16 protein-coding genes are annotated in these 20,164 nt (G+C 66.2%); 5 read left to right on the top strand and 11 right to left on the bottom strand.

The features are described 5' to 3' along the window. Positions 1-34: 34 nt before the first annotated feature. The 4 genes from G467_RS0104010 to G467_RS0104025 are packed head-to-tail and all read right to left on the bottom strand — an operon-like array spanning position 35 to position 6,200. The gene (locus G467_RS0104010; RefSeq protein WP_022968444.1) at positions 35-682 is read right to left on the bottom strand and encodes an HAD hydrolase-like protein; all 648 of its coding nucleotides are present in this window, start codon (positions 680-682) and stop codon (positions 35-37) included. A gap of 7 nt (positions 683-689) precedes the next feature. Continuing rightward, complete coding sequence (locus G467_RS0104015; protein ID WP_022968445.1) at positions 690-2,948, bottom strand: tetratricopeptide repeat protein; 2,259 nt, start codon at positions 2,946-2,948, stop codon at positions 690-692. A 16-nt stretch (positions 2,949-2,964) separates the two neighbouring features. Next, positions 2,965-5,013 (bottom strand): DUF3857 domain-containing transglutaminase family protein, encoded by a 2,049-nt coding sequence (locus G467_RS0104020; protein WP_022968446.1) that lies wholly within the window; start codon positions 5,011-5,013, stop codon positions 2,965-2,967. 11 nt (positions 5,014-5,024) lie between these two features. Next, positions 5,025-6,200 (bottom strand): phosphoglycerate kinase, encoded by a 1,176-nt coding sequence (locus tag G467_RS0104025; RefSeq protein WP_022968447.1) that lies wholly within the window; start codon positions 6,198-6,200, stop codon positions 5,025-5,027. Positions 6,201-6,333: 133 nt separating this feature from the next. Between G467_RS0104025 and G467_RS0104030 the strand changes: the two genes are divergently transcribed. After that, a complete protein-coding gene (locus G467_RS0104030) occupies positions 6,334-6,894 on the top strand; it encodes a GNAT family N-acetyltransferase (protein WP_022968448.1) in 561 nt (186 codons plus the stop codon). A 1-nt stretch (position 6,895) separates the two neighbouring features. After that, complete coding sequence (locus tag G467_RS0104035; protein ID WP_022968449.1) at positions 6,896-7,876, top strand: L-threonylcarbamoyladenylate synthase; 981 nt, start codon at positions 6,896-6,898, stop codon at positions 7,874-7,876. Positions 7,877-7,892: 16 nt separating this feature from the next. Here G467_RS0104035 and G467_RS15320 read toward each other — a convergent pair whose 3' ends face one another. Beyond that, on the bottom strand, positions 7,893-8,690 hold the full coding sequence (locus tag G467_RS15320; protein ID WP_022968450.1) for a carboxylesterase family protein: 798 nt from the start codon (positions 8,688-8,690) through the stop codon (positions 7,893-7,895). A 137-nt stretch (positions 8,691-8,827) separates the two neighbouring features. Beyond that, the gene (gene gap / locus G467_RS0104045) at positions 8,828-9,841 is read right to left on the bottom strand and encodes a type I glyceraldehyde-3-phosphate dehydrogenase (RefSeq protein ID WP_022968451.1); all 1,014 of its coding nucleotides are present in this window, start codon (positions 9,839-9,841) and stop codon (positions 8,828-8,830) included. Between the two features lie 88 nt (positions 9,842-9,929). Here gap and G467_RS15325 point away from each other — a divergent pair, with 88 nt between their 5' ends. Both G467_RS15325 and G467_RS0104055 read left to right on the top strand, forming a co-directional pair. After that, entirely contained in the window at positions 9,930-10,778 is an 849-nt protein-coding gene (locus tag G467_RS15325; RefSeq protein WP_022968452.1) for a S1/P1 nuclease, read from the top strand. A gap of 4 nt (positions 10,779-10,782) precedes the next feature. Further along, positions 10,783-11,646, top strand: coding sequence for an MBL fold metallo-hydrolase (locus tag G467_RS0104055; protein WP_022968453.1), 864 nt, complete (start codon positions 10,783-10,785; stop codon positions 11,644-11,646). Positions 11,647-11,695: 49 nt separating this feature from the next. Here G467_RS0104055 and G467_RS0104060 read toward each other — a convergent pair whose 3' ends face one another. Together G467_RS0104060 and G467_RS0104065 are read right to left on the bottom strand one after the other, a co-directional pair. Then, complete coding sequence (locus tag G467_RS0104060; protein ID WP_022968454.1) at positions 11,696-12,943, bottom strand: TonB family protein; 1,248 nt, start codon at positions 12,941-12,943, stop codon at positions 11,696-11,698. After that, positions 12,933-13,301, bottom strand: a complete 369-nt coding sequence (locus tag G467_RS0104065; protein ID WP_026802338.1) for a BlaI/MecI/CopY family transcriptional regulator — start codon at positions 13,299-13,301, stop codon at positions 12,933-12,935. The genes G467_RS0104060 and G467_RS0104065 overlap by 11 nt, the downstream gene beginning before the upstream one ends. 124 nt (positions 13,302-13,425) lie before the next feature. Between G467_RS0104065 and G467_RS0104070 the strand changes: the two genes are divergently transcribed. Continuing rightward, entirely contained in the window at positions 13,426-15,372 is a 1,947-nt protein-coding gene (locus tag G467_RS0104070) for an acetyl-CoA hydrolase/transferase C-terminal domain-containing protein (RefSeq protein WP_022968456.1), read from the top strand. A 30-nt stretch (positions 15,373-15,402) separates the two neighbouring features. Here G467_RS0104070 and tkt read toward each other — a convergent pair whose 3' ends face one another. The 3 genes from tkt to G467_RS0104085 all read right to left on the bottom strand — a co-directional run bounded on the left by tkt (position 15,403) and on the right by G467_RS0104085 (position 20,163). Further along, a complete protein-coding gene (tkt, locus tag G467_RS0104075) occupies positions 15,403-17,406 on the bottom strand; it encodes a transketolase (RefSeq protein ID WP_022968457.1) in 2,004 nt (667 codons plus the stop codon). A gap of 103 nt (positions 17,407-17,509) precedes the next feature. After that, positions 17,510-18,823 (bottom strand): dicarboxylate/amino acid:cation symporter, encoded by a 1,314-nt coding sequence (locus G467_RS0104080; RefSeq protein ID WP_022968458.1) that lies wholly within the window; start codon positions 18,821-18,823, stop codon positions 17,510-17,512. A gap of 188 nt (positions 18,824-19,011) precedes the next feature. Next, positions 19,012-20,163 carry an EAL domain-containing protein gene (locus G467_RS0104085; protein WP_022968459.1) on the bottom strand — a complete coding sequence of 384 codons (1,152 nt, stop codon included), beginning with the start codon at positions 20,161-20,163 and terminating at the stop codon, positions 19,012-19,014. Position 20,164 lies beyond the last annotated feature (1 nt).

Genomic DNA, 20,164 nt, shown 5'->3' on the forward strand with positions numbered 1-20,164 from the left:
GCGAACACGCTACCACAGCCTCGCGCCGCCGGGATTACGCCGCCGGCGACCGGAACAGCGCGCGCAGCTGCGACGGTTCCGAAAGGATGTGCGTGGCACCGGCGGCCTGCAGTTCGGCCTCGCCGCCGAAGCCCCAGCTCACCCCGACACTGGCCATGCCGTGGCTGCGGGCGCCTTCGATGTCCATGCGCCGGTCACCGATCATCCAGCACACGTCCGGCGCGACCTGCAGGCGTTCGAGCGCAGCAGCGATGAGTTCGGGCTTGTGGCTGATGCGGCCGTCGATGGTCGCGCCCGAGACCGTTTCGAAACGGTGTCCGAACGGCAGGTGTTCGATGATGCGCACCGCATGCGGTTCGTTCTTCGCCGTGACCACGGCCAGGCGATGACCGTCGGCATGCAGGCCTTCGATGAGCTCGGTGATGCCGGCGTAGAGCGCGTGCTCCTTCCAGCCCTCGGTTTCGAAACGCTCGCGATATAGCTCAACCGCGAGCTCGGTACGCGCATGGTCGTTGAGCAGCGGACCGAAGCTGTCGCGCAACGAAGGACCGATCCAGCGCCGCAACTGCGCCTGCGCGGGCACCGGCTCGCCGAGTTTTTCCAGCGCATAGGCCACGCAGCGCGTGATCCCGACGGCGGAATCGATCAGCGTACCGTCGAGATCGAAGAACAGGACGGCCATGCGCGCCTCAGGGCCGGTCGGTTTCGCGATACGGCTTCTTGCTGCGGTAGCCTGCCAGCCGCTCGCGCATTTGCGCGATGGACGCATTGTCCGGCTCCGCTTCCAACATGCCGGCGATCGCCTGCTCCTGCAGCGTGACTGCACGGTCGAACTGGCCGCTCGCCGCATGGCAGGCTGCCACCGTGTCGATGGTGCTGGGGGAGAGATCGGCCGGATCACCCAGCTTGTCGGTGACCTGCTTGCCTTCGGCCGGTCCATACACTGCGGCCTCGGGCGACGTGCACAAGGCCCAGGCCAGATTGTTGCCGTACTCGGGCTGCTTGCGCACCACCTCGCGCCACAGCGTCAGCGCGCGCGCCTTCGAGGCGGCATCGCCCTTCTTGTAGTACAGACGCAAGGCATAGGTGTCCATGACCTGCACATCACCCGCATCGAGGCCACGCTGGAACCAGCGCTCGCCTTCCTTCTCGTCGACCTGACCGAAATCACCGTTGATGTATGCGTCGGCCAGCAGGACCTGGGAATAGCGATCGTCCTTCTCCGCATCCACCAACAGAAACTGGCGGGCCTGCGCGACGTCTTTTTCCACGCCCTTGCCGGCCAGATACATCCTGGCCAGATTGCGTCGTGCTTCCGCAGAGTCGTGATTGGTCGCCACCGAGCGGTAAATCTCGACGGCACGCTTGGGATCGCCGTCCAGGGCTTTTTCCCCGGTCTCGTAGAGCGATGCCAAGGCCATCGCACCCTCGGCGCTGCCATAAATGGCCGCACTGCGGAACCATTCGGCCGCCGGCATCCATTCCTTGTTACGCCATGCCTGATGACCAAGAGAGATCATCGACTCGGTGTTGCCGCCAGCCGCCGCCTCACGCCACCAGTGCAGGGCCTGAGCCTGGTCCTTGGGAACGCCTTGCCCGAAATAGAACAGGCTGCCATAGACACTTTGCGATGGCGCACTGCCGACTTCCGATGCCTTGCGCAGCCACTCGACGTAGCCCGGGGAGCGATCCTTGTTGTACAGATCGAGTCCAACCAGTGCTGTCGCCGTCGCCTCGCCGGCCTTGGCGTGCGTCATCAGGATCGCTGCCTGCTCCGGCACGATCTTGAAATCGCGCGTCGTCGCGAACTGACGATTGATCGTCAGCACCAGTGGGAGCGGATTGCCCAAGGCCGTGGCCCGATCCAGTCGCGTCTGCAGCGCGGGTGAGAACGGGCGCTGTTTGAGGCCGAGGAAATAGCCGGCATAGGCTACCGACGCTCGTCCGCCGCCCCATTGCTGCTCGGCGGCATCAATCAAGGTCATCGCCGAGGCTTCGTTCTTGGCCACGCCGATACCTTCGGAATACGCCAGCGCCAGCAACACCATCGGGATCGCGTGATGTGCTTCGGCCTGCGGCAGCAGCGCATCGACGAGGCCTTCGCCGCAACCGGGGAAGGGCTGCTGGTAGCAGATCCCAAACCAGGTCGCGGTCGACTGGATGCCGCCGCGCTCGGCCAACGGACGGAGCCTGAGCACCTTGTCCTCGGCCTTGGGCAAGGCGATGGCGGCACGTGCCGTCGCGATGTCGAGTCCCATCAACACCTGCGTCTTCGCCAATTCGGCGATGAAGGCATCGGACAGCTGCTTGCGGTAGGACGGATAGGCCGCTGACGGGTCGCGCGTGACGCGCGTCATGGTGTCGAGGAAATCAAAGCGCAGATGGCGCTCGAGCTTGGTTTCCGGATCCCATGTCGCCAACCGCACGATCAGGTAGCGACCCAGGGACGGCTCCAGGAATTCGTAGCGCACTTCCAGACCGGCGGCAAAAACGAGGGCATCGATATCACGCCCGACCACGACGCGGATCGGCGCCGCACCCGGGTCATCGGACGCGCTTGCAAGCGCATGCCGCGCAATGGCGCTGAAGATTTTCAGATGCCGCTCGGCCGCTGCCTCGTCGCCCTCGGCCTCGGCACAACGGAACGCGGCATAGCGAATCGCCGCGCCCACGGGAACGGTCGCCAGCGATGTCTCCAGCTCAGCGTGATTGGCCGCGCAGGCCGCGGCATCCGCCTTCCAGTCGGTGCCGACCACTTTGGGCACTACCGCATAGGAGGCGATGACGTCCTTCGAATCCGCCGTGTCCAGGAACCGTTGCCATTGCACGGCGGGATCGAAGGCGGCCGCGGCGGACGGCTTGTTCGCCGGCGCCTGCGCCAGAGCAGCGCAGGGTGCCAGCGCGAGCAACAAGGCCAGGGCCGGTACAGACCGGGACAGCACAGACATAGCCGCTTTCATCGCTTTACTTTCCTTCTTCTTTTTCCGGTTCCATGGCATTGCGCAACAGATCCTTGAGCCGCTGATCGCGCTCGCTGCTGCGCACCTGGGCCGGCATGCCCAGGGTCAGGCGGGCATTGAGCGCGTCATGAATCTCGCGCAGGTCGGTCAGATATTTTCCGACCTGGGGCGTATCGACATGATCGCTGCGAAGATCGAACTGGTGCACGAGTTTGACGACGCGATTTTCTTGCGACAGCGTGCGGCGATAGTCGATCAGTTCGCCGGAAACGACCAAGTTCTGCGGCAGATCGGACAGCACCCAGCCCGCGGGCAGTTCAATGCGCACTTCGTGACGCAGCTTGGAAGGACGCGATAATCGCATGGGCTCCGTGCGCGCCATCGAGTCGGGCAAAGCTGCATCCTTCGACAACGCGTCGGCGTAGGCCGAAAGATTGCGGCTGCCGCCGCTGGCTTTGCCCCAGACGCCTTCAAGCAGGTAGTGCTCGCTGTAGACGACGGTGTTTTCCTTGTCGTCCTCGCGCACCGTCATCGGAGTGACGATGCTCAGGTCGCCATACTGCTTGCGGTAGTAGTCCGCGAAATCGTCGGAGATCTGTTCAAGCCGGCGCGAGCGCAGGCGCTGCCGCGTCAGCTCGGCGCGCTCGCCGCGATAGTGCGATTCGACGAACAGGTCGATCGCCTTGCCATCGGCGCGCGGCACGAAGCGCTCCACCACGCTGAGTTCGTTCTTGACGCCATCCGGCGCACGGACCTCTTCCAAGGCCGTGGCGCCGGTCACGATCGGCAGGGCCATGCCGTAATCGATCAGATCGAGCTGGCGGATGTCTCCGCGCTGCTGGGTCAGCGTCGGATCCAGCCACAGGGTTTCTTTGCCGATGCGCACGCGCACGATCACATGGTTGAAGGCCGATGCCGACGGAAGGCGCTCGGCGATGGCGCGGCCGCGACGCGTCGATACCAGGGCCGGATCAGCCTGGATGCCCAGGCGACGCAGCAGCATGGCCGACAAATAGGCCTTGTCCTTGCAGTCACCGTAGCGGCGCGACCAGATCAGGGCCGGTGGATTAGGTCGGTGCGTGTTGTCGCCCATCTCGATGCCGAAATAACGCACTTCCTCCTGCATGGCACGCAAGACCGCGCCTGCCTGCTGGTATGCGTCAGGGAGCTTCTTCCACTGCTCGAGCCGCGTCTCGAGTTCGGCCGGCAACGGCGCATCCATCGGATACAGGGGCAGCGCCCATTGCACGATGTCCGACCAACTGCGCTTGTTGCCCACCAGGACGGCCGGGTATGGGCTGTACCAGTTGGGGTAGTCGCCCATGTCGCGGATCGCGGGGGTCAGCTCCGCGTCGAAGGAGACTTCGAGGCGATCGGCGTGCCGCACCTGCAGCACTTTCTCCTCGGTGCGCAGACGCTGGACGCTGATCTGCGCCGCGGGATCGAAAAGGACGCGGCCGTGCTGTTCGAGAATGGTATCGATCCAGCCCACGGTGAAAGCCGTGGTGATGTTGTCGCCCATGATCGGGTTGCTGCCATTGATCGAATAGACAACGCGGACCACATCGTGAGCGCGTACGTCCTCCAGAACCAGCAGCGCCGTCACCTCGCCGTCGGACATGTTCTCTTCGAAATCGGTTTCGCGCCGCGCCAGCGACACCTTGGCGGCGTCCAGGCGATTGCTCCACTTGCCATCCCGGCGCACCTCAATGCGGTGCAGGGTCAGGGTCTGGAACAAGGGGCTGAAGCTGACGCTGAACTTCGCCGCTTCATCGACCATTCCGGCCGACAGGGGCTCGAACGCACGGTCGAAATAGGCGACATGGCCGCCGCCGCGGCGATCGACCTGCTCGTCGATGAGCCAATTGCGCCAACGCTCGTCCGTGTCCGGCGTCTTGCTCGCCGCGGCCCACTGATCAGGCACGCTGCGCACCTGTACGAACTCCGGTGCAGGCCCCACGTTGAAGCGGAACTCGCCGCGCTCATGGGTGACCATTTGCGCGCCCGCCATCGAGGATGACAGCAGGCCCAGGCACAACAACAGAATACGCATGCAATTTCTCTTCAAGGACGACGGGCCTTCAGCGCCGCCACAGCCGGCAGCTCCTTGCCCTCGCAGAACTCGAGGAAGGCACCGCCGCCGGTGGAGATGTAGCTGATGCCGGACTCAACCCCGTATTTATCCACTGCGGCGAGCGTATCGCCACCGCCGGCGATCGAAAATGCAGGCGAGTTGGCAATTGCGCGCGCCAAAACCTCGGTTCCCTTGCCGAAAGCGTCGAATTCGAACACGCCGACCGGCCCGTTCCAGATCACGGTGCCCGCCGACCGGATGAGCTCGGCGTAGCGCGCGGCGGTGTCGGGACCGATGTCGAGGATGAGATCGTCGGCACCGACATCGGCGACCGCCTTGACGGTGGCCGGGGCATCGGCTGCGAACGCGGTGGCGACCACCACGTCGCTGGGCACGGGGATATCGGCGCCGCAGCCTTTCGCATCGGCCATGATTTTCTTCGCGGTATCGATCAGATCGTGTTCGCACAGGGATTTGCCGACCGGCAAGCCCATCGCCGCGATGAAGGTATTGGCGATGCCGCCGCCGACGATCAGCTGGTCGACCTTGCCGACGAGATTGCCGAGCAGTTCAAGCTTGGTCGAGACCTTCGACCCGGCGACGATCGCCAGCAGGGGCCGCGCCGGATGCTCGAGCGCCTTGGCGAGCGCATCGAGCTCGGCCATCAGCAGCGGGCCGCCGCAGGCGATTTTCGCGTGGCGGATCGCGCCGTGCGTGGACGCCTGCGCACGGTGCGCGGTGCCGAACGCATCCATGCAATAGACGTCGCACAGGGCCGCGTATTTTTTCGACAGGGCCTCGTCGTCCTTGCCCTCGCCGACGTTCATGCGGCAATTCTCCAGCAGCACCAGCTGGCCCGGCGCAACGTCGACGCCGTCGATCCAGTCGCGGATCAGGGGCACGTCGCGGCCGAGCAATTCGCCCAGGCGCTTGGCGACGGGCGCCAACGAATCCTCTTCGCTCCACACGCCTTCCTTGGGCCGGCCCAGATGCGAGGTGACCATGACCGCCGCGCCTTTCTCCAACGCCAGACGCAGGGTCGGCAGGGCCGCGGTGATGCGTTGTTCGGACGAAATCTTTCCGTCCTTGACCGGGACGTTGAGGTCTTCGCGGATCAGGACGCGCCGGCCGGCGAGATCGAGGTCGGACAGACGGAGGATGGACATGGCAGCTCCTGGGAAGGGATCGGTGGCGAAAGACGGAAAGCACGGCGGCGCGCACGGCGGCCAGGCCGCCATTGTCGCCCGGCCCCGGCCCACCCGCCAAACCGCCCGCGGCGGCGTATGGGAGAATCGGCGCATGAACGAGACCCCCACCCTGCGCGTGCCGGTGCTGGAAACCGAGCGCGTCCGCCTGCGCCCCTACCGCGACGACGATGTCGAGGCGATGTTCGCCCTGTACTCGGACCCGCGCGTGATGCGCTACTGGAGCTTCCCGCCGTGGACCGAGCGCAGCCAGGCCGAGCAATACCTGGCCCGGGCCTGGGCGGCGATGGAGGCTGGAGAGATCTTTCCCTGGGCGATCGCCGACCGCGACTCCGACACGCTGATCGGTGCGCTCACGTTTTTCTCGCTGCATCGCGAACAACGCCGTCTGGAAGTGGGCTACAGCCTGTCGCCGGACTACCAGGGCCGCGGCGTTGCCGCCGAAGCCCTGCGCTGTGCGATCTCGTTTGGCTTCGACACCGTCGGTCTGGTGCGCATCGAGGCCGACATCGATCCGCGCAACGAGGCCTCGTGGCGACTGCTCGAACGCCTGGGCTTCGTCCGCGAGGGCCTGCTGCGCAAACGCTGGCGTGTGAACGGGGAAATCTGCGACACCGCGTTCTATGGCCTGCTGCCCGAGGATTTCCAGCGCTGACATGAGCACCTCGAACGAGACCCGTATCGACGACGCCGTCGCCGCGCTCCGGCGCGGCGAGGTCATCGGCCTGCCGACCGAAACGGTGTACGGCTTGGCGGCGGATGCTTCGCAGCCCGCGGCGGTCGCGAAGATCTTCGCGCTCAAGGGACGGCCGGCCGATCATCCGCTGATCGTGCATATCGCCGACGCGGACGCGCTGCCCATGTGGGCGGCGACGATTCCGCCGGCGGCACGGCAGCTTGCGCAGGCGTTCTGGCCCGGCCCCTTGACCCTGATTCTGCAACGCACAGCGCACGTGCCCGATACCGTCACCGGCGGCCAGGACACCGTGGGCCTGCGTTGCCCGGCACATCCGCTCGCCTTGCAGGTGCTGCGCGCGTTCGGCGGCGGACTTGCGGCGCCGTCGGCGAACCGCTTCGGACGCATCAGCCCGACCACGGCGGCGCATGTGCGCGACGAATTCGGCGCGGGCGTGCCGATCGTGCTCGACGGCGGCGATTGCGCGGTCGGCATCGAAAGCACGATCGTCGATCTGTCCGGCGACACGCCGCGCATCCTGCGGCCGGGCATGATTTCGCAGGCGCAGATCGAAGCCGTCATCGGCCCCGTCGCCCTCGGCAGCGGCGTGCACAGCCCGCGCGCTTCCGGCACGCTCGAGGCGCACTACGCACCGCGCACGCCGATGCTGATGCTGCCGCGCGCGGCGCTTGAGAACGAAGCGCAGCAGCAGCGCGCGCTCGGCAAACGCGTGGCGCTGCTGGCGCTGGATGCATTGCCGGCCGACAGCGAGGGCGAGATCTTGCCCAACGAGGCCACGGCCTATGCGCATGGCCTGTACGCGGCCCTGCGCACGCTCGACGCCCTCGGCGCGAACCTGTTGCTCGTCGAACGTCCGCCCGAACACGGCGACTGGCTGGCCGTACACGACCGCCTGCGCCGCGCGACGGTCGGTGCCGGTGCGGACGACGACGCGCCCTGACAGCAAGGCGGGATCGCTAACGCGGCTGGCGCCGGTGCGACAGCAACCAGGGCACGAACTCCGGCTCGGCATATGCCCGGTTCCAGGCATCGTGTCCGACGCCGGCGTATTCGCTGTAACGCACGTCGCCGCCGAGCTTGCGCAGCGCCTGCGCCATCGCGCGCGATTCCTCCACGGGCACGACGCGGTCGGCGTCGCCATGAAAGATCCATGCGGGCATCGGGCCGAGGCGGCGCGCGAAACGCGAGTAGCGGTCGCTGCGCGGGCCGAACAGGCTCTGCGCGACCTGGGCGCGATCCTCCTCGCGACCCGCGTACTGGTCGAGAAAACCGCAGACCGGCGCGATCGCCGCGAACCGATCGCGATGCGCGGCGGCGAGTTGCCAGACGCCCTGCCCGCCCATCGACAGACCGGTCAGGTACACGCGTTCGGGATCGCCGTGGAATTCCGCGATCGTCGCATCGAGCGCGGCCAGGGCCTGCGTCGCCATCGCTCCGGCCCAGCGTTTGTCCGCTCGCGACTGCGGCATCACCACGAGCATCGGAAACCGCTCGGGATGCGCGCGCAGCTGCGCGGGCAAGCCGACACGCGTCTGCCGCAGGCCGTCCTCGCCGCCATCGCCAGCACCGTGCAGGAACAGCACGACCGGCCAGGCGGTGTTCGGCGTGTAGTCGTTCGGGACGAAGACCTGGTAGCGATAGCGCGCCCCCGCGACGACCAGCTCGCGCGCGACGAAGCCCGTGTCGGCCGCCGGCGCCGCGCCGCTGAGCACCGTGGCGAGCAGGAACGTGGCGAGCGTGAGACGGGACGTCATCGCTGGGCTGACGGGGCGGGGTCGACGAACATGCGGGCATCCTCGCGCCGGGCTCGCGCCGACACAAGCGCGGCGGGACGAACGCGCAAAAAAAGCCCCGGACAAGCCGGGGCTTTGGTGAACCGGTGCCGCAGGACTTACTTCGCGGCCATCAACGCCAGCGTCATGTCGAGCATGCGGTTGGAGAAGCCCCACTCATTGTCGTACCAGCTCAGCACCTTGACCATCGTGCCTTCCATGACGCGGGTCTGGGTCGAGTCGTAGATCGACGACAGCGGGTTGTGGTTGAAGTCGATCGACACCAGCGGCGCCTTGTTGAAACCGAGCACGCCCTTGAGCGCGCCTTCGCTGGCTTCCTTGACGATCGCATCGATCTCTTCCTTGCTCGTCGCGCGCTTGGCGACGAAGCTCAGGTCGACCACGGAGACGTTGATCGTCGGCACGCGCATCGCGAAACCGTCGAGCTTGCCGTTGAGCTCCGGCAGCACCAGGCCGACCGCGGCGGCGGCGCCGGTCTTGGTCGGGATCTGCGACATCGTGGCGCTGCGCGCGCGGCGCAGGTCCGAGTGATACACGTCGGTCAGCACCTGGTCGTTGGTGTAGGCGTGGATCGTGGTCATCAGGCCGTGCGTGATGCCGATCTTCTCGTGCAGCACCTTGGCCAGCGGCGCGAGGCAGTTGGTCGTGCACGAGGCATTGGAAATGACGGTGTGCGAGGCCTTGAGCTGGTCGTGATTGACGCCGTAGACGAAGGTGCCGTCCACGTCCTTGTCGCCGGGCGCGGAGATGATGACCTTCTTGGCGCCGCCAGCGATGTGCGCGCCGGCCTTGGCCTTGGAGGTGAACAGGCCGGTGCATTCGAGCACGACGTCGACGTCGTGCGCGCCCCACGGAATCTCCGCCGGGTTGCGCACCGCGTAGACCTTGATGCGGTCGCCGTTGACGATCAGATCGCCGCCCTCGGCCGACACGGTGCCCGGGAACTTGCCGTGGGCGGTGTCGTACTGGGTCAGGTGGGCATTGGTCTCGGCATCGCCCAGGTCGTTGATCGCGACGACCTGGATCTCGTGCGTGCGGTTGGATTCGTACAGCGCACGGAGGACATTGCGGCCGATGCGGCCATAGCCGTTGATCGCGACCTTGATCGCCATTTTTTAGCTCCTGGAAGGATGCGAGAATGCAGGGAACCGCTATTTTATCGTCTAGCCCCCGCCCGCGACACCCCTGGAAAGCCTTCTGATGACCCGGTTCCGCCCCTTTTTGCTCGCTTCGGCGCTGTTTCTGACCTCGACCGCCTGCCTGGCCTGGAGCGCCAATGGGCATCGGATCGTCGGCGAGCTGGCACAGGCGCAGCTCAGCCCGGCGGCCCGCGCAGAAGTCGCCCGGCTGCTCGCGGGCGAGCCGGTGCCGACCCTGGCCGGCGTCGCCACCTGGGCCGACGAATTGCGCGACACCGACGAGGCCCGCGCCAAACAGACCAGCACCTGGCACTACATGAACTTTCCGCGCGGCGATTGCAGCTACGTGCCGCCGCGCGACTGCCCGGATGGCCGCTGCGTGATCGCGGCGATCAATCGCCAGTTCCTGATCCTGTCCGATCGCACGCGTCCGGATGCTGAGCGGCGCGAAGCGCTGAAATTCCTCGTGCATTTCGTCGGCGACGTGCATCAGCCGATGCATGCCGGCTGGAGTGACGACCGCGGCGGCAACGATTTCCAGGTGAACTACCAGGACAAGGGCACGAACCTGCATTCGACCTGGGACCGCCTCATCGTCAACAGTCGCGGTCTCGATCCTGTGGCTTACGCGGACCTGTTGCGCCGGCAGTCGCCCCTGCCGCGCGACGCCACGCGGCAGTCGGACCGGCCGGCGGTGGATTGGGCGCTGGAGTCGTGCCGGATCGTGCGCGATGACTCGGTCTATCCCGATAAGCGCGTGATCACCGACGCGTATCTGACCACCCATCGCCCGCAGGTCGAACGCCGGCTGCGCGAAGCCGGCAACCGCCTGGCCGACATGCTCAACTACGCCCTGGCCGCCGCGCCGGCTGCCACGGCGCCGACAACCTCTCCCGCCCCGACGAGATAGTTCCATGAGCGCAGTCCGCGTCCACCCGCAGCACCATGCCGGCAGCGGCACCTGGACCTACGTGGTGGCCGATGAGGGCAGCGACGCGGCGGTAATCATCGATCCGGTGCTCGACTACGACGGCGTCTCGGGCCGCACTCGCACAGACAGCGCGCAAGCCTTGCTCGATCTCGTCTCCGCACAGGGCTACCGGGTCACGCGCATTCTGGAAACGCATGCGCATGCCGATCATCTTTCCGCAGCGTCCTGGCTGAAGTCGCAGCTCGGTGCCGGAATCGCGATCGGCGAAGGCATCCGGCGCGTGCAGGAAACGTTCAAACCGGTCTTCAATCTCGAGGCCGGCTTCGCCACCGACGGCTCGCAGTTCGATCAGCTGTTCGCAGATGGCGACACGTTCTCCGTCGGCGGCACGACGGCACGCGTGATCGCCGTGCCCGGCCACACCAGCGACAGCGTGGCCTACCTGATCGGCGATGCCCTGTTCGTCGGCGACAGTCTGTTCATGCCCGACGGCGGCACGGCGCGCTGCGATTTTCCCGGCGGCGATGCGGCGACGCTGTACCGCTCGATCCAGCGGCTGTTCGAACTACCCGAGGCGACGCGCGTGTTCGTCTGTCACGACTACGCGCCCGGTGGCCGCGAGCTGCGCTGCGAGACCAGCATCGGCGCGCAGAAGGCGGACAATCTGCATGTCGGCGGCGGCAAGACCGAGGCGGAGTTCGTCGCATTGCGCCAGGCGCGCGATGCGACCCTCGCCATGCCGGCACTGATGTTGCCTGCCGTGCAGGTCAACATCCGCGCGGGCCAGCTGCCGCCGAAGGAAGACAACGACGTGCGCTATCTGAAAATTCCGCTCGATCGGTTGTGACGTGATCCGCGTCGCCCGATCGTGACTGACCGGGCGAGCGGTGGGATCGCTACGGCGAGGACGACTGACCGGAACTCGCCGGCGCCGGCGACTCGGGCTCGAACTGGATCGGCACGCGCACCCAGCCTTCGACGGGCTTGCCGTCGGAATCGCGGCTGGCATTGCTGAAGTGCCATTGCGACGCGGCCTCGATCGCGGCCTGATCGAAAACGCCGGCCGGTTCCGAACTTTCTACTTGCACTTGCTTGACGTTGCCGTCGATACCGACGAGCAGCTTCAGCATGACCTTGCCGCGCAGGCCTTCCGCCTTCGCCGCGTCCGGATATTTCGGCGGTGTCAGCACGTCGCCTTCGGTGATGCGGGTGACGCTGGGCACCGGCGCCGGTTGGGCGACGGTCGGCGACGGCTTCGGTGCGGCGTAGGCCGGTTGTGCGATCCAGGCGGCGTAGCTGCCGGTGGCGACGACGACGGCGACCAGCATCGCGCCGGACAACCGTCGCGCGGTGCCGGGCAGTGGATGTTTGAGCATGGCGATTCTCTCCTTGAGCGGATGATTCGAAGGCCAATGGCAGCCGAGCGGCAAACCGAATTCGGCCAGTTGGGTTTTCAGCATCGCGTCGCCGTACGTGCGCCGGGATTTGGGGAACTGCTGCAACACGACGGCATCGCAGGCCAGCTCCTGATCGAAGCGGAAGCGCGTCGCCGCGTAGTGCACCAGCGGGTTGAACCAGAACAGGCAGCGCAGAACGCTCGCCAGGGTTTGTGCATGCACATCGCCGCGGCGCAGGTGCACCTGTTCGTGCGCCAGCACCAGCGCCTGTTCGTCGGCGTTGTAGCGTTCGCGGAAATCGGTCGGCAGCACGATGCGCGGACGCAGGAATCCGGCGACAGCGGGACCGTGTCCGATCACTTCGTCATAAGGCAGATGCGCATGCCGTTGCACAAGCCGGTTGAAGTTCGTCTGCCGGCGCGCGATCACGATCAAGAATGCGACCATGCCCAGCAGCCACAGCGGCAGCAGCCAGGTCGCGGCGGCGGGCGCCGACGCGGTCCAGGCTGACGCCAGCGACTGCGGCAAGCCGATGGTCACGGCGGGCGCGATGACTGGCAGTGTCTGCGGCGACGGCGCGGGCAGCAGTACGGCCAGCACCGCCAACGGCGCGCCGACCCACAGCACATAGGCAACGCGCGCACCCCATCCGCGTCGCAGTGGCTGCCGCACCAGGGCGATGAACACGATCGCCGCGCTGATCGCCAGCGTCGCCTGCCCCAATTCGGTCAACAGATCAGCGTTCATCGTCGAGACCCTCGATCAGTTTCTTCAGTTCGCCGATGTCCTTCTTGCTCAGCTTGCCCTTCTCGCTGAAATGCGCGACCAGGGGCGCGACGCGCCCGTCGAACAGGCGATTGAGCAGGCTGCGGCTCTGCCCGTGCACCCAGTCCTCGCGCTTGAGCACGGGCAGGTAGCTGTAACGGCGACCGTCCTTGTCGGCGCGCAGCGCGCCCTTTTTCAGCAGCCGGTTGAGCAAGGTCTTGATCGTGGGTTCCTGCCAGTGCTGCTCGCGCGCGAGCTCGGCGATCACTTCCTCGGCACTGCGCGGGCTACGTCGCCACAACACTTCCATCACGATGCTTTCGGCGTCACTGATCTGGATGGTCATTCCGGACTCTCTTGATTACATCTGTAATTTGAAATGAGAATTACACTCGTAATCGTCGATGTCAAGCCCCCGGATCGGGCATGCGATACTCGAAGCCGCCCGTTTCCGGAAGCCCGATGTGACCCTGAATCGACTCGACGAGGCCGTCGCGGCCGTGCTGCAGGCCGCCGGCCCGCATCTGGCGATCGCGGCGCCTCTCGGCCTGGGCAAACCGCATCGCCTGCTCAACGCGATCTACCGGCATGTCGCGGCACATCCCGAATGCAGCCTGCGCATCCACACCGCGCTGTCGCTGACGCCGCCCAAACCCGGCGCCGGGCTCGAAAAACGCTTCGCAGGTCCGTTTCTCGACCGTCACTTCGGTGCGGACTTCGAGGCGCTCGACTATGCGCTGGCGCAGAAGAAGGATGCGCTGCCGGCCAATATCCGCGTCGAGGAGTTCTATCTGCAGTCGGGCGGGCTGCTCGCCTCGCACCAGGCGCAACGCAGCTACGCCAGTCTCAACTACACGCATGTCGCGCGTGCGGTCGCCACGCGCGGCGTCAACGTGCTCGTGCAGCGCGTCGCGCGCGAGCCCGGCGGCGAGCGGTTCAGCCTGAGCAGCAATCCGGACTTGAGTTTCGATCTGCTCAACGAAATGGCGCGCCGCGGCCTGCCGCGACCCTTCGTGATCGCGGAAATCGATCCGCATCTGCCCTGGGTCGGCGGCACGGCGGCGGTGGCGCCGGACTTCTTCGATGCCGTGCTCGACCTGCCCGGCCCCGCGCCGCAACTGTTCGCGCTGCCGCGACAGGCGGTCAGCGATGCCGAATTCGCGATCGGCCTGTACGCCAGCACCCTGGTCAAGGACGGCGGCACGCTGCAGATCGGTATCGGCTCCCTGTCGGACGCGTTGTGCCATGCGCTGATCCTGCGTCACACGCGCAATGCCGAATACCTGGCCTTGCTCGACGCGCTCGCACCCGGACTCGCAGACAGCACGCTGGTCGCCGAGGACGGCGGCACGGCACCGTTCGTGCACGGCCTCTACGGCGCGAGCGAGATGGTCAACGACGGCTTCATGCATCTGTTCAATGCCGGCATCCTCACCCGTCGCGTGCTCGACGACGTCGGCGCGATGCAACGTCTCAACGATGGCCAGGCGACGGCGGACGATCACGCGCGCCTGGCCGCCGACGGGCATTGGCTCGACGGCGGTTTCTACCTCGGCTCGCACGCGCTGTATCGCTGGATGCGCGACTTGCCGGACGCCGCCAAACGCGGCCTGGGCATGACGCGCATCTCGCACATCAACGAACTCTACGGCGGCAACGAAGTCCTCGAGCGCCTGCAGCGCCGCGATGCGCGCTTCTTCAACACCTGCATGATGATGACCGCGCTCGGTGCGGCGACCTCGGATGCGCTGGCCTCCGGGCGCGTGGTCTCGGGCGTTGGCGGCCAGTACAACTTCGTGGCAATGGCGCACGCCTTGCGCGATGGCCGCAGCGTGCTGCTGTTCCGTTCCCTGCGCGAAAACCGCGACGGCAGCACCTCGTCCAGCGTGTTGTGGAACTACGGCCATACGACGATTCCGCGCCACTTGCGCGACATCGCGATCACTGAATACGGCATCGCCGACCTGCGCGACGCCTGCGACGAGGACTGCGTGCAACGCATGCTCGGAATCGCCGACGCGCGCTTCCAGGCCGAGATCGCCCGCGCCGCCCGCAGCGAGGGCAAGATCGCCGACGACTACGTCCTTCCGCCCGCGCTGGCGCGCAATACGGCGACGGAACTGCGGCGATTGCTCGCGCCGTTCCGCCGCAGCGGCCTGCTGCCCGACTACCCGCTGGGCAGCGATTTCACGCCGGTCGAAGAACGCCTGGTCAAAGCACTCGGCTGGCTGAAGTCCGCGACCGCCACACCTGGCGGCAAGTGGCGCACGGTCTTCGACGCGATCAGCACGCGCGGCGATCGCGATGTCGAGGCGATGCAACGCATGGCGCTCGCGGAACCGAAGGGATTTTCGGAATGGCTGGAAGCGCGACTGGTGGCGCTGGCACTGCGCCGGACCGGCGATCGCTGACGCGGATCGCCGGACGCGGGCGGCGAGGAATCAGCGCAGCTGTTTGGCTGCCGCGACGACGGCTTCGACGGTGATGCCGAAGTGCTGGTAAAGCGCGTCGATCGGCGCCGACGCGCCGAAACTGTCGATGCCGATCACGGCGCCTTCCAGACCCACGTACTTGCGCCAGAAATCGGTGACACCGGCTTCCACCGCGATGCGCTTGCGGCAAGTCGACGGCAACACCGACTCGCGCCACTGCGCCGACTGCCGGTCGAAACGATTCGTCGACGGCATCGAGACCACGCGTGCCGCGATGCCCTCGCCTTCGAGCTTGCGCGCGGCCTGCATCGCCAGCTCCACTTCCGAGCCCGTGCCGATGAGGATCAGGTCGAACTTGCCGCCGGCCGGCTCGTGCAGGACATAGCCACCGCGCGCGACATCGGACAGCTGCTGCGGATTGCGCGCCTGGTGCGCGAGATTCTGTCGGCTGAAGATCAGGCAGGTCGGCCCGTCGCGACGCTCGATGCCGCGCTGCCAAGCCGCCGCCGATTCGACCGCATCGCAGGGACGCCAGACTTCGTTATTGGGGATGTAGCGCAGCGACGCCAGATGCTCGACCGGCTGGTGGGTCGGGCCGTCTTCGCCCAGGCCGATCGAGTCGTGGGTGAACACGTGCACGACATTGGCCGGAATCAATGCCGACATGCGCAAGGCGTTGCGCGAATAGTCCGAGAACACCAGGAAGGTCGCGTCGTACGGCAGGAAGCCGCCGTGCAGCGCCAGACCGTTGCTGATCGCGCTCATGCCGAACTCGCGCACGCCGTAGTAGACGTAGTTCGCGTTGGCGTCGTTGCTGGTGACCGACTTGCTGCCTTTCCACAAAGTGAGATTGGAATGCGCCAGATCGGCCGACCCGCCGATCAGTTCCGGCAACAGCGGACCGAAGGCTTCCAGCGCCATCTGCGAGGCCTTGCGCGAGGCAACGACCGGACCCTCGGCCTGCAACTTGGCCAGGTAGGCCTGCGCGGCGTCGGAGAATCCTTCCGGTAGTTCGCCATGCGAACGACGGACCAGCTCGGCGGCGAGTTCCGGATACTGCTTGGCGTAGGCATCGAAGGCGCGATTCCACTGCTCCTCGCGCACCAACCCGGTATTACCGGCGCGCCAGCCATCGGAAATCTCGGACGGAATGACGAACGGCGCATGCGGCCAGTTCAACTGCGCGCGCGCGGCGGCGATTTCGTCCTTGCCCAGCGGCGCGCCGTGCGCCGATTCCTTGCCCTGCTTGTTCGGCGCCCCGAAACCGATGACGGTGCGGCAGCAGATCAGGGTCGGCTTGTCGGTCTCGGCCTGCGCGGTCTTGATCGCCTGCGCGATTTCCACCGGATCATGGCCGTCGACCTTGCGGATGACCTGCCAGCCGTAGCTTTCGAAGCGCGCGGCGGTGTCGTCGGTGAACCAGCCATCGGTGTTGCCGTCGATGGAGATCTTGTTGTCGTCCCAGAAGCAGATCAGTTTGCCCAGGCCCCAGGTGCCGGCCAGGGACGCGACTTCATGCGAGACGCCTTCCATGAGGCAGCCGTCGCCAAGGAAAACCCAGGTGTGATGATCGACGATCGCGTGCTCGGGACGGTTGAAGCGTTGCGCCAGCAGTTTTTCCGCGAGCGCGAAGCCGACGGCATTGGCCAGGCCCTGGCCGAGCGGGCCAGTCGTGGTTTCGACGCCGGGCGTTTCGTGCCGCTCCGGATGACCGGCAGTCTTGGAATGCAGCTGGCGGAAGTTGCGGATTTCTTCGATCGGCAGGTCGTAGCCGGACAGGTGCAGCAAGGCGTACTGCAGCATCGAGCCGTGGCCGTTGGAGAGCACGAAGCGGTCGCGGTTGAACCACTGGGGGTTGTTCGGGTTGTGGCGCAGGAAGTCGTTCCAGAGCACCTCGGCGATGTCGGCCATGCCCATGGGCATGCCCGGGTGGCCGGATTTCGCCTGCTCGACGGCGTCGGCAGCGAGAAAACGGATGGCGTTGGCGAGGTCGCGGCGGCTGGGCGTCGGCATGGGGGCGTGCTCGGGAAAGTGAACGAGGCGCCCGGGTGGCCGGGCAGCCTATTTTCCCTGATGCGGGGCCGCCTGTCGCGCTTGTCCGGCGCGCGCGGGGGTGTTAGCCCAGGACCGCCGTCTCGGTCTCGCGCGTGCGATGCGAGACCACCACGGCCGTCGCCAGGTCGCCGGTGACATTGAGCGAGGTCCGGCACATGTCCAGGAAGGTGTTGACGCCCAGGATGATGGCGATGCCCTCGGGCTTGAGCCCGATGATGCCGCAGATCATCGCGATGACCGGCAAGGAGCCGGAGGGAATGCCGGCCGTTCCGATGCCGCCCAGGATGCACAGCCCCAGCACCATGACCTGCTGCGTCAGCGGCAGATGCAAGCCCGACACCTGGGCCAGGAACAGCACGGTGATGCCCTCGAACAGCGCCGTGCCGTGATGATTGGCGGAGGCACCCACCGTCAGCACAAAGCGGGACACCTTGCGCGGCAAGTTGAGGTTTTCTTCGGCCACGCGCAGCGTCACTGGCAAGGTCGCAGCCGACGAGGCGGTCGCGAAGGCGGTGAGGATCGCCTCCTGGCTGCCGCGGAAGAACACGCGCGGGGACATGCCGCCCATCGTGCGCACCCAGACAGGCAGCACGACGAACATGTGCAGGGCCAGGGCAATCAACACGGTCGCCACGAAGAAGAACAGGCCCTTGAGCGCATCCAGTCCCAGGGTCGCGCACAAGGTAAACATGAAGCAGGCAACCGCATAAGGCGCGAGCCTGATCACCATCGCGATCAGCTTCATGCAGACCTCGAAGATGCCCTGCAGGACCTGCTTGAACGCCGCGGTCGCCGGGCTCGGCGTCATGACCAGGCCGATACCGAACATCAGCGCGAAAAACACCACGCCCAGCTTCTGCTTGTCGTCGACGGCGGCGGCGATGACGTTGTGCGGCACGATATTGATCAGCAGCTCGATGAAGTTGAGCTCCTGGCCCTTGGTGGTGATGTCGGTGGCCTTGGTCGCGTACTGCGCCATCGCCTGCTCGATGAGCTGCGGATCGAGGTGATGACCGGGCTGAATGAGATTGACCATCAGCAAGCCGATGGCGACGGCGATGCCGGTGACCACCGCGGTGTAGATCAGCGTCTTCCAGCCCAGGCGTCCAAGGCTGGCGATGTCTCCAAGTTCGGCCACGCCGAGCACCAGGGCCGAGAACATCAAGGGCACGACGAGCATGAACAACAGATTGAGAAAGATCTGCCCGAACGGTTTCGCCAGGTAGGTCGTCAGGCCCAGGACGAGATCCGTGTTCTGCATCTGCTGCCAGTTGACCAGCAAGCCGATCAGTCCGCCCAGCAGAAAGCCGATCATGACCTTCACGTGCAAGGGCAGGCCCTTGCTGGGCGGCAACGGGGTGGCTTCGGGATTCATGGGGCCTGCTCCAGGAGTGGATCGACGCGACCGGCACAGGCCGCAGCACGCGAACCGGGCGACCGGAGCCGCCACCGGAACGTCGCGCCGTTCAAGACGTCCGGGGTCGTCCTGCGCATCGGGGTGGTGTCAAAAACTCGGGCGAGCATACACCAGGCCTCCGCTGGCCCGGGCACCCCGCAGGCGGATCAGGCGGCGCCGAGCAACTCGTCGAGCGTCTGCGGCTTACCGATGAGGTAGCCCTGCGCATAGTCGCAGCCGAGCCGGCGCAGGATCGCCAGCATCTCCTCGGTCTCGATGCCCTCGACGACCACTTCCGTGCCGAGCGCCTTGCCCATGTGCACGATCGCCTCGACGATTGCCAGCGAGCGCGGATCGTCGACCATCGCCCGCGAAAACGCCTGGTCGACCTTGATCGTGTCGAAGGCCAGCCGATGCATATGCGAGAGGTGCGAATAACCGGTGCCGAAATCGTCGAGCGCGACCTTGATGCCGTGGCGGTGGCAAAGCTCAATCACGTCCGCGACCAATCCGTAGTTCAGCGCCTGGCTTTCGGTGATCTCGATCTTGAGGCTGCCGCGCGGCAGGCCGGCGGCGTCGACGCGCGCGACGATGCGTTCGATCAGGCCCGGATGGCCGAGCTGCCGCGCCGAAACATTCACCGCGATAAAAGGTTTGGGATCCGCGCCGCTGTCGATGAAGCGGGTGACGGCCTTGCACGCGGTATCGAAGACGTATTCGCCGATCGGCACGATCAGCGAGGTTTCCTCCGCGAGCGCGACGAACTCCATCGGCGAGATCGCGCCGCGCTCGGGATGCGTCCAGCGCACGAGCGCCTCGTAACCGGCGATGCGTCCTGAGGCAACATGCAGCAAGGGCTGGTAGCGCACGTCCAGGCCGTCGTTGACCAAGGCTTCGCGCAGATGCGTTTCCAGGCGGATCTTGCCGATGCCAAGCTGCTCGGACGGCGTTTCGCTGATTTCGCTGAGCTTGTCGCGCTTGCCCTGCATCGCCGCCAGCGCGCCGCGATAGCGCTTGAGTTGGCCTTCCATGAGTGAACGGATGATCGGATCGGTTTTCGACAGGCGTTCGGTGATCTGCGCCCGGTCGATCGGGAAAAGCATGCAGTCGCCCAGGGCGATCGCCGTGGCGGTGCGCGGCGCGTCGTCGATGACGGCCATCTCGCCGAGCAGGTCGCCTGGGCTCAGGTGGCTGAGCACGATGCGTTGCCCATGCTGGGTCGCACTGATCTCCACCTCGCCCGATTCGATCAGGAACGCCGTGGTCGGGGCATCGCCTTCGCTGAATATGACATCGCCGGCCTGAAGGTGAATGCGCAAA

Source organism: Arenimonas oryziterrae DSM 21050 = YC6267, from assembly GCF_000420545.1.
GTDB classification, from domain to species: domain Bacteria; phylum Pseudomonadota; class Gammaproteobacteria; order Xanthomonadales; family Xanthomonadaceae; genus Arenimonas; species Arenimonas oryziterrae.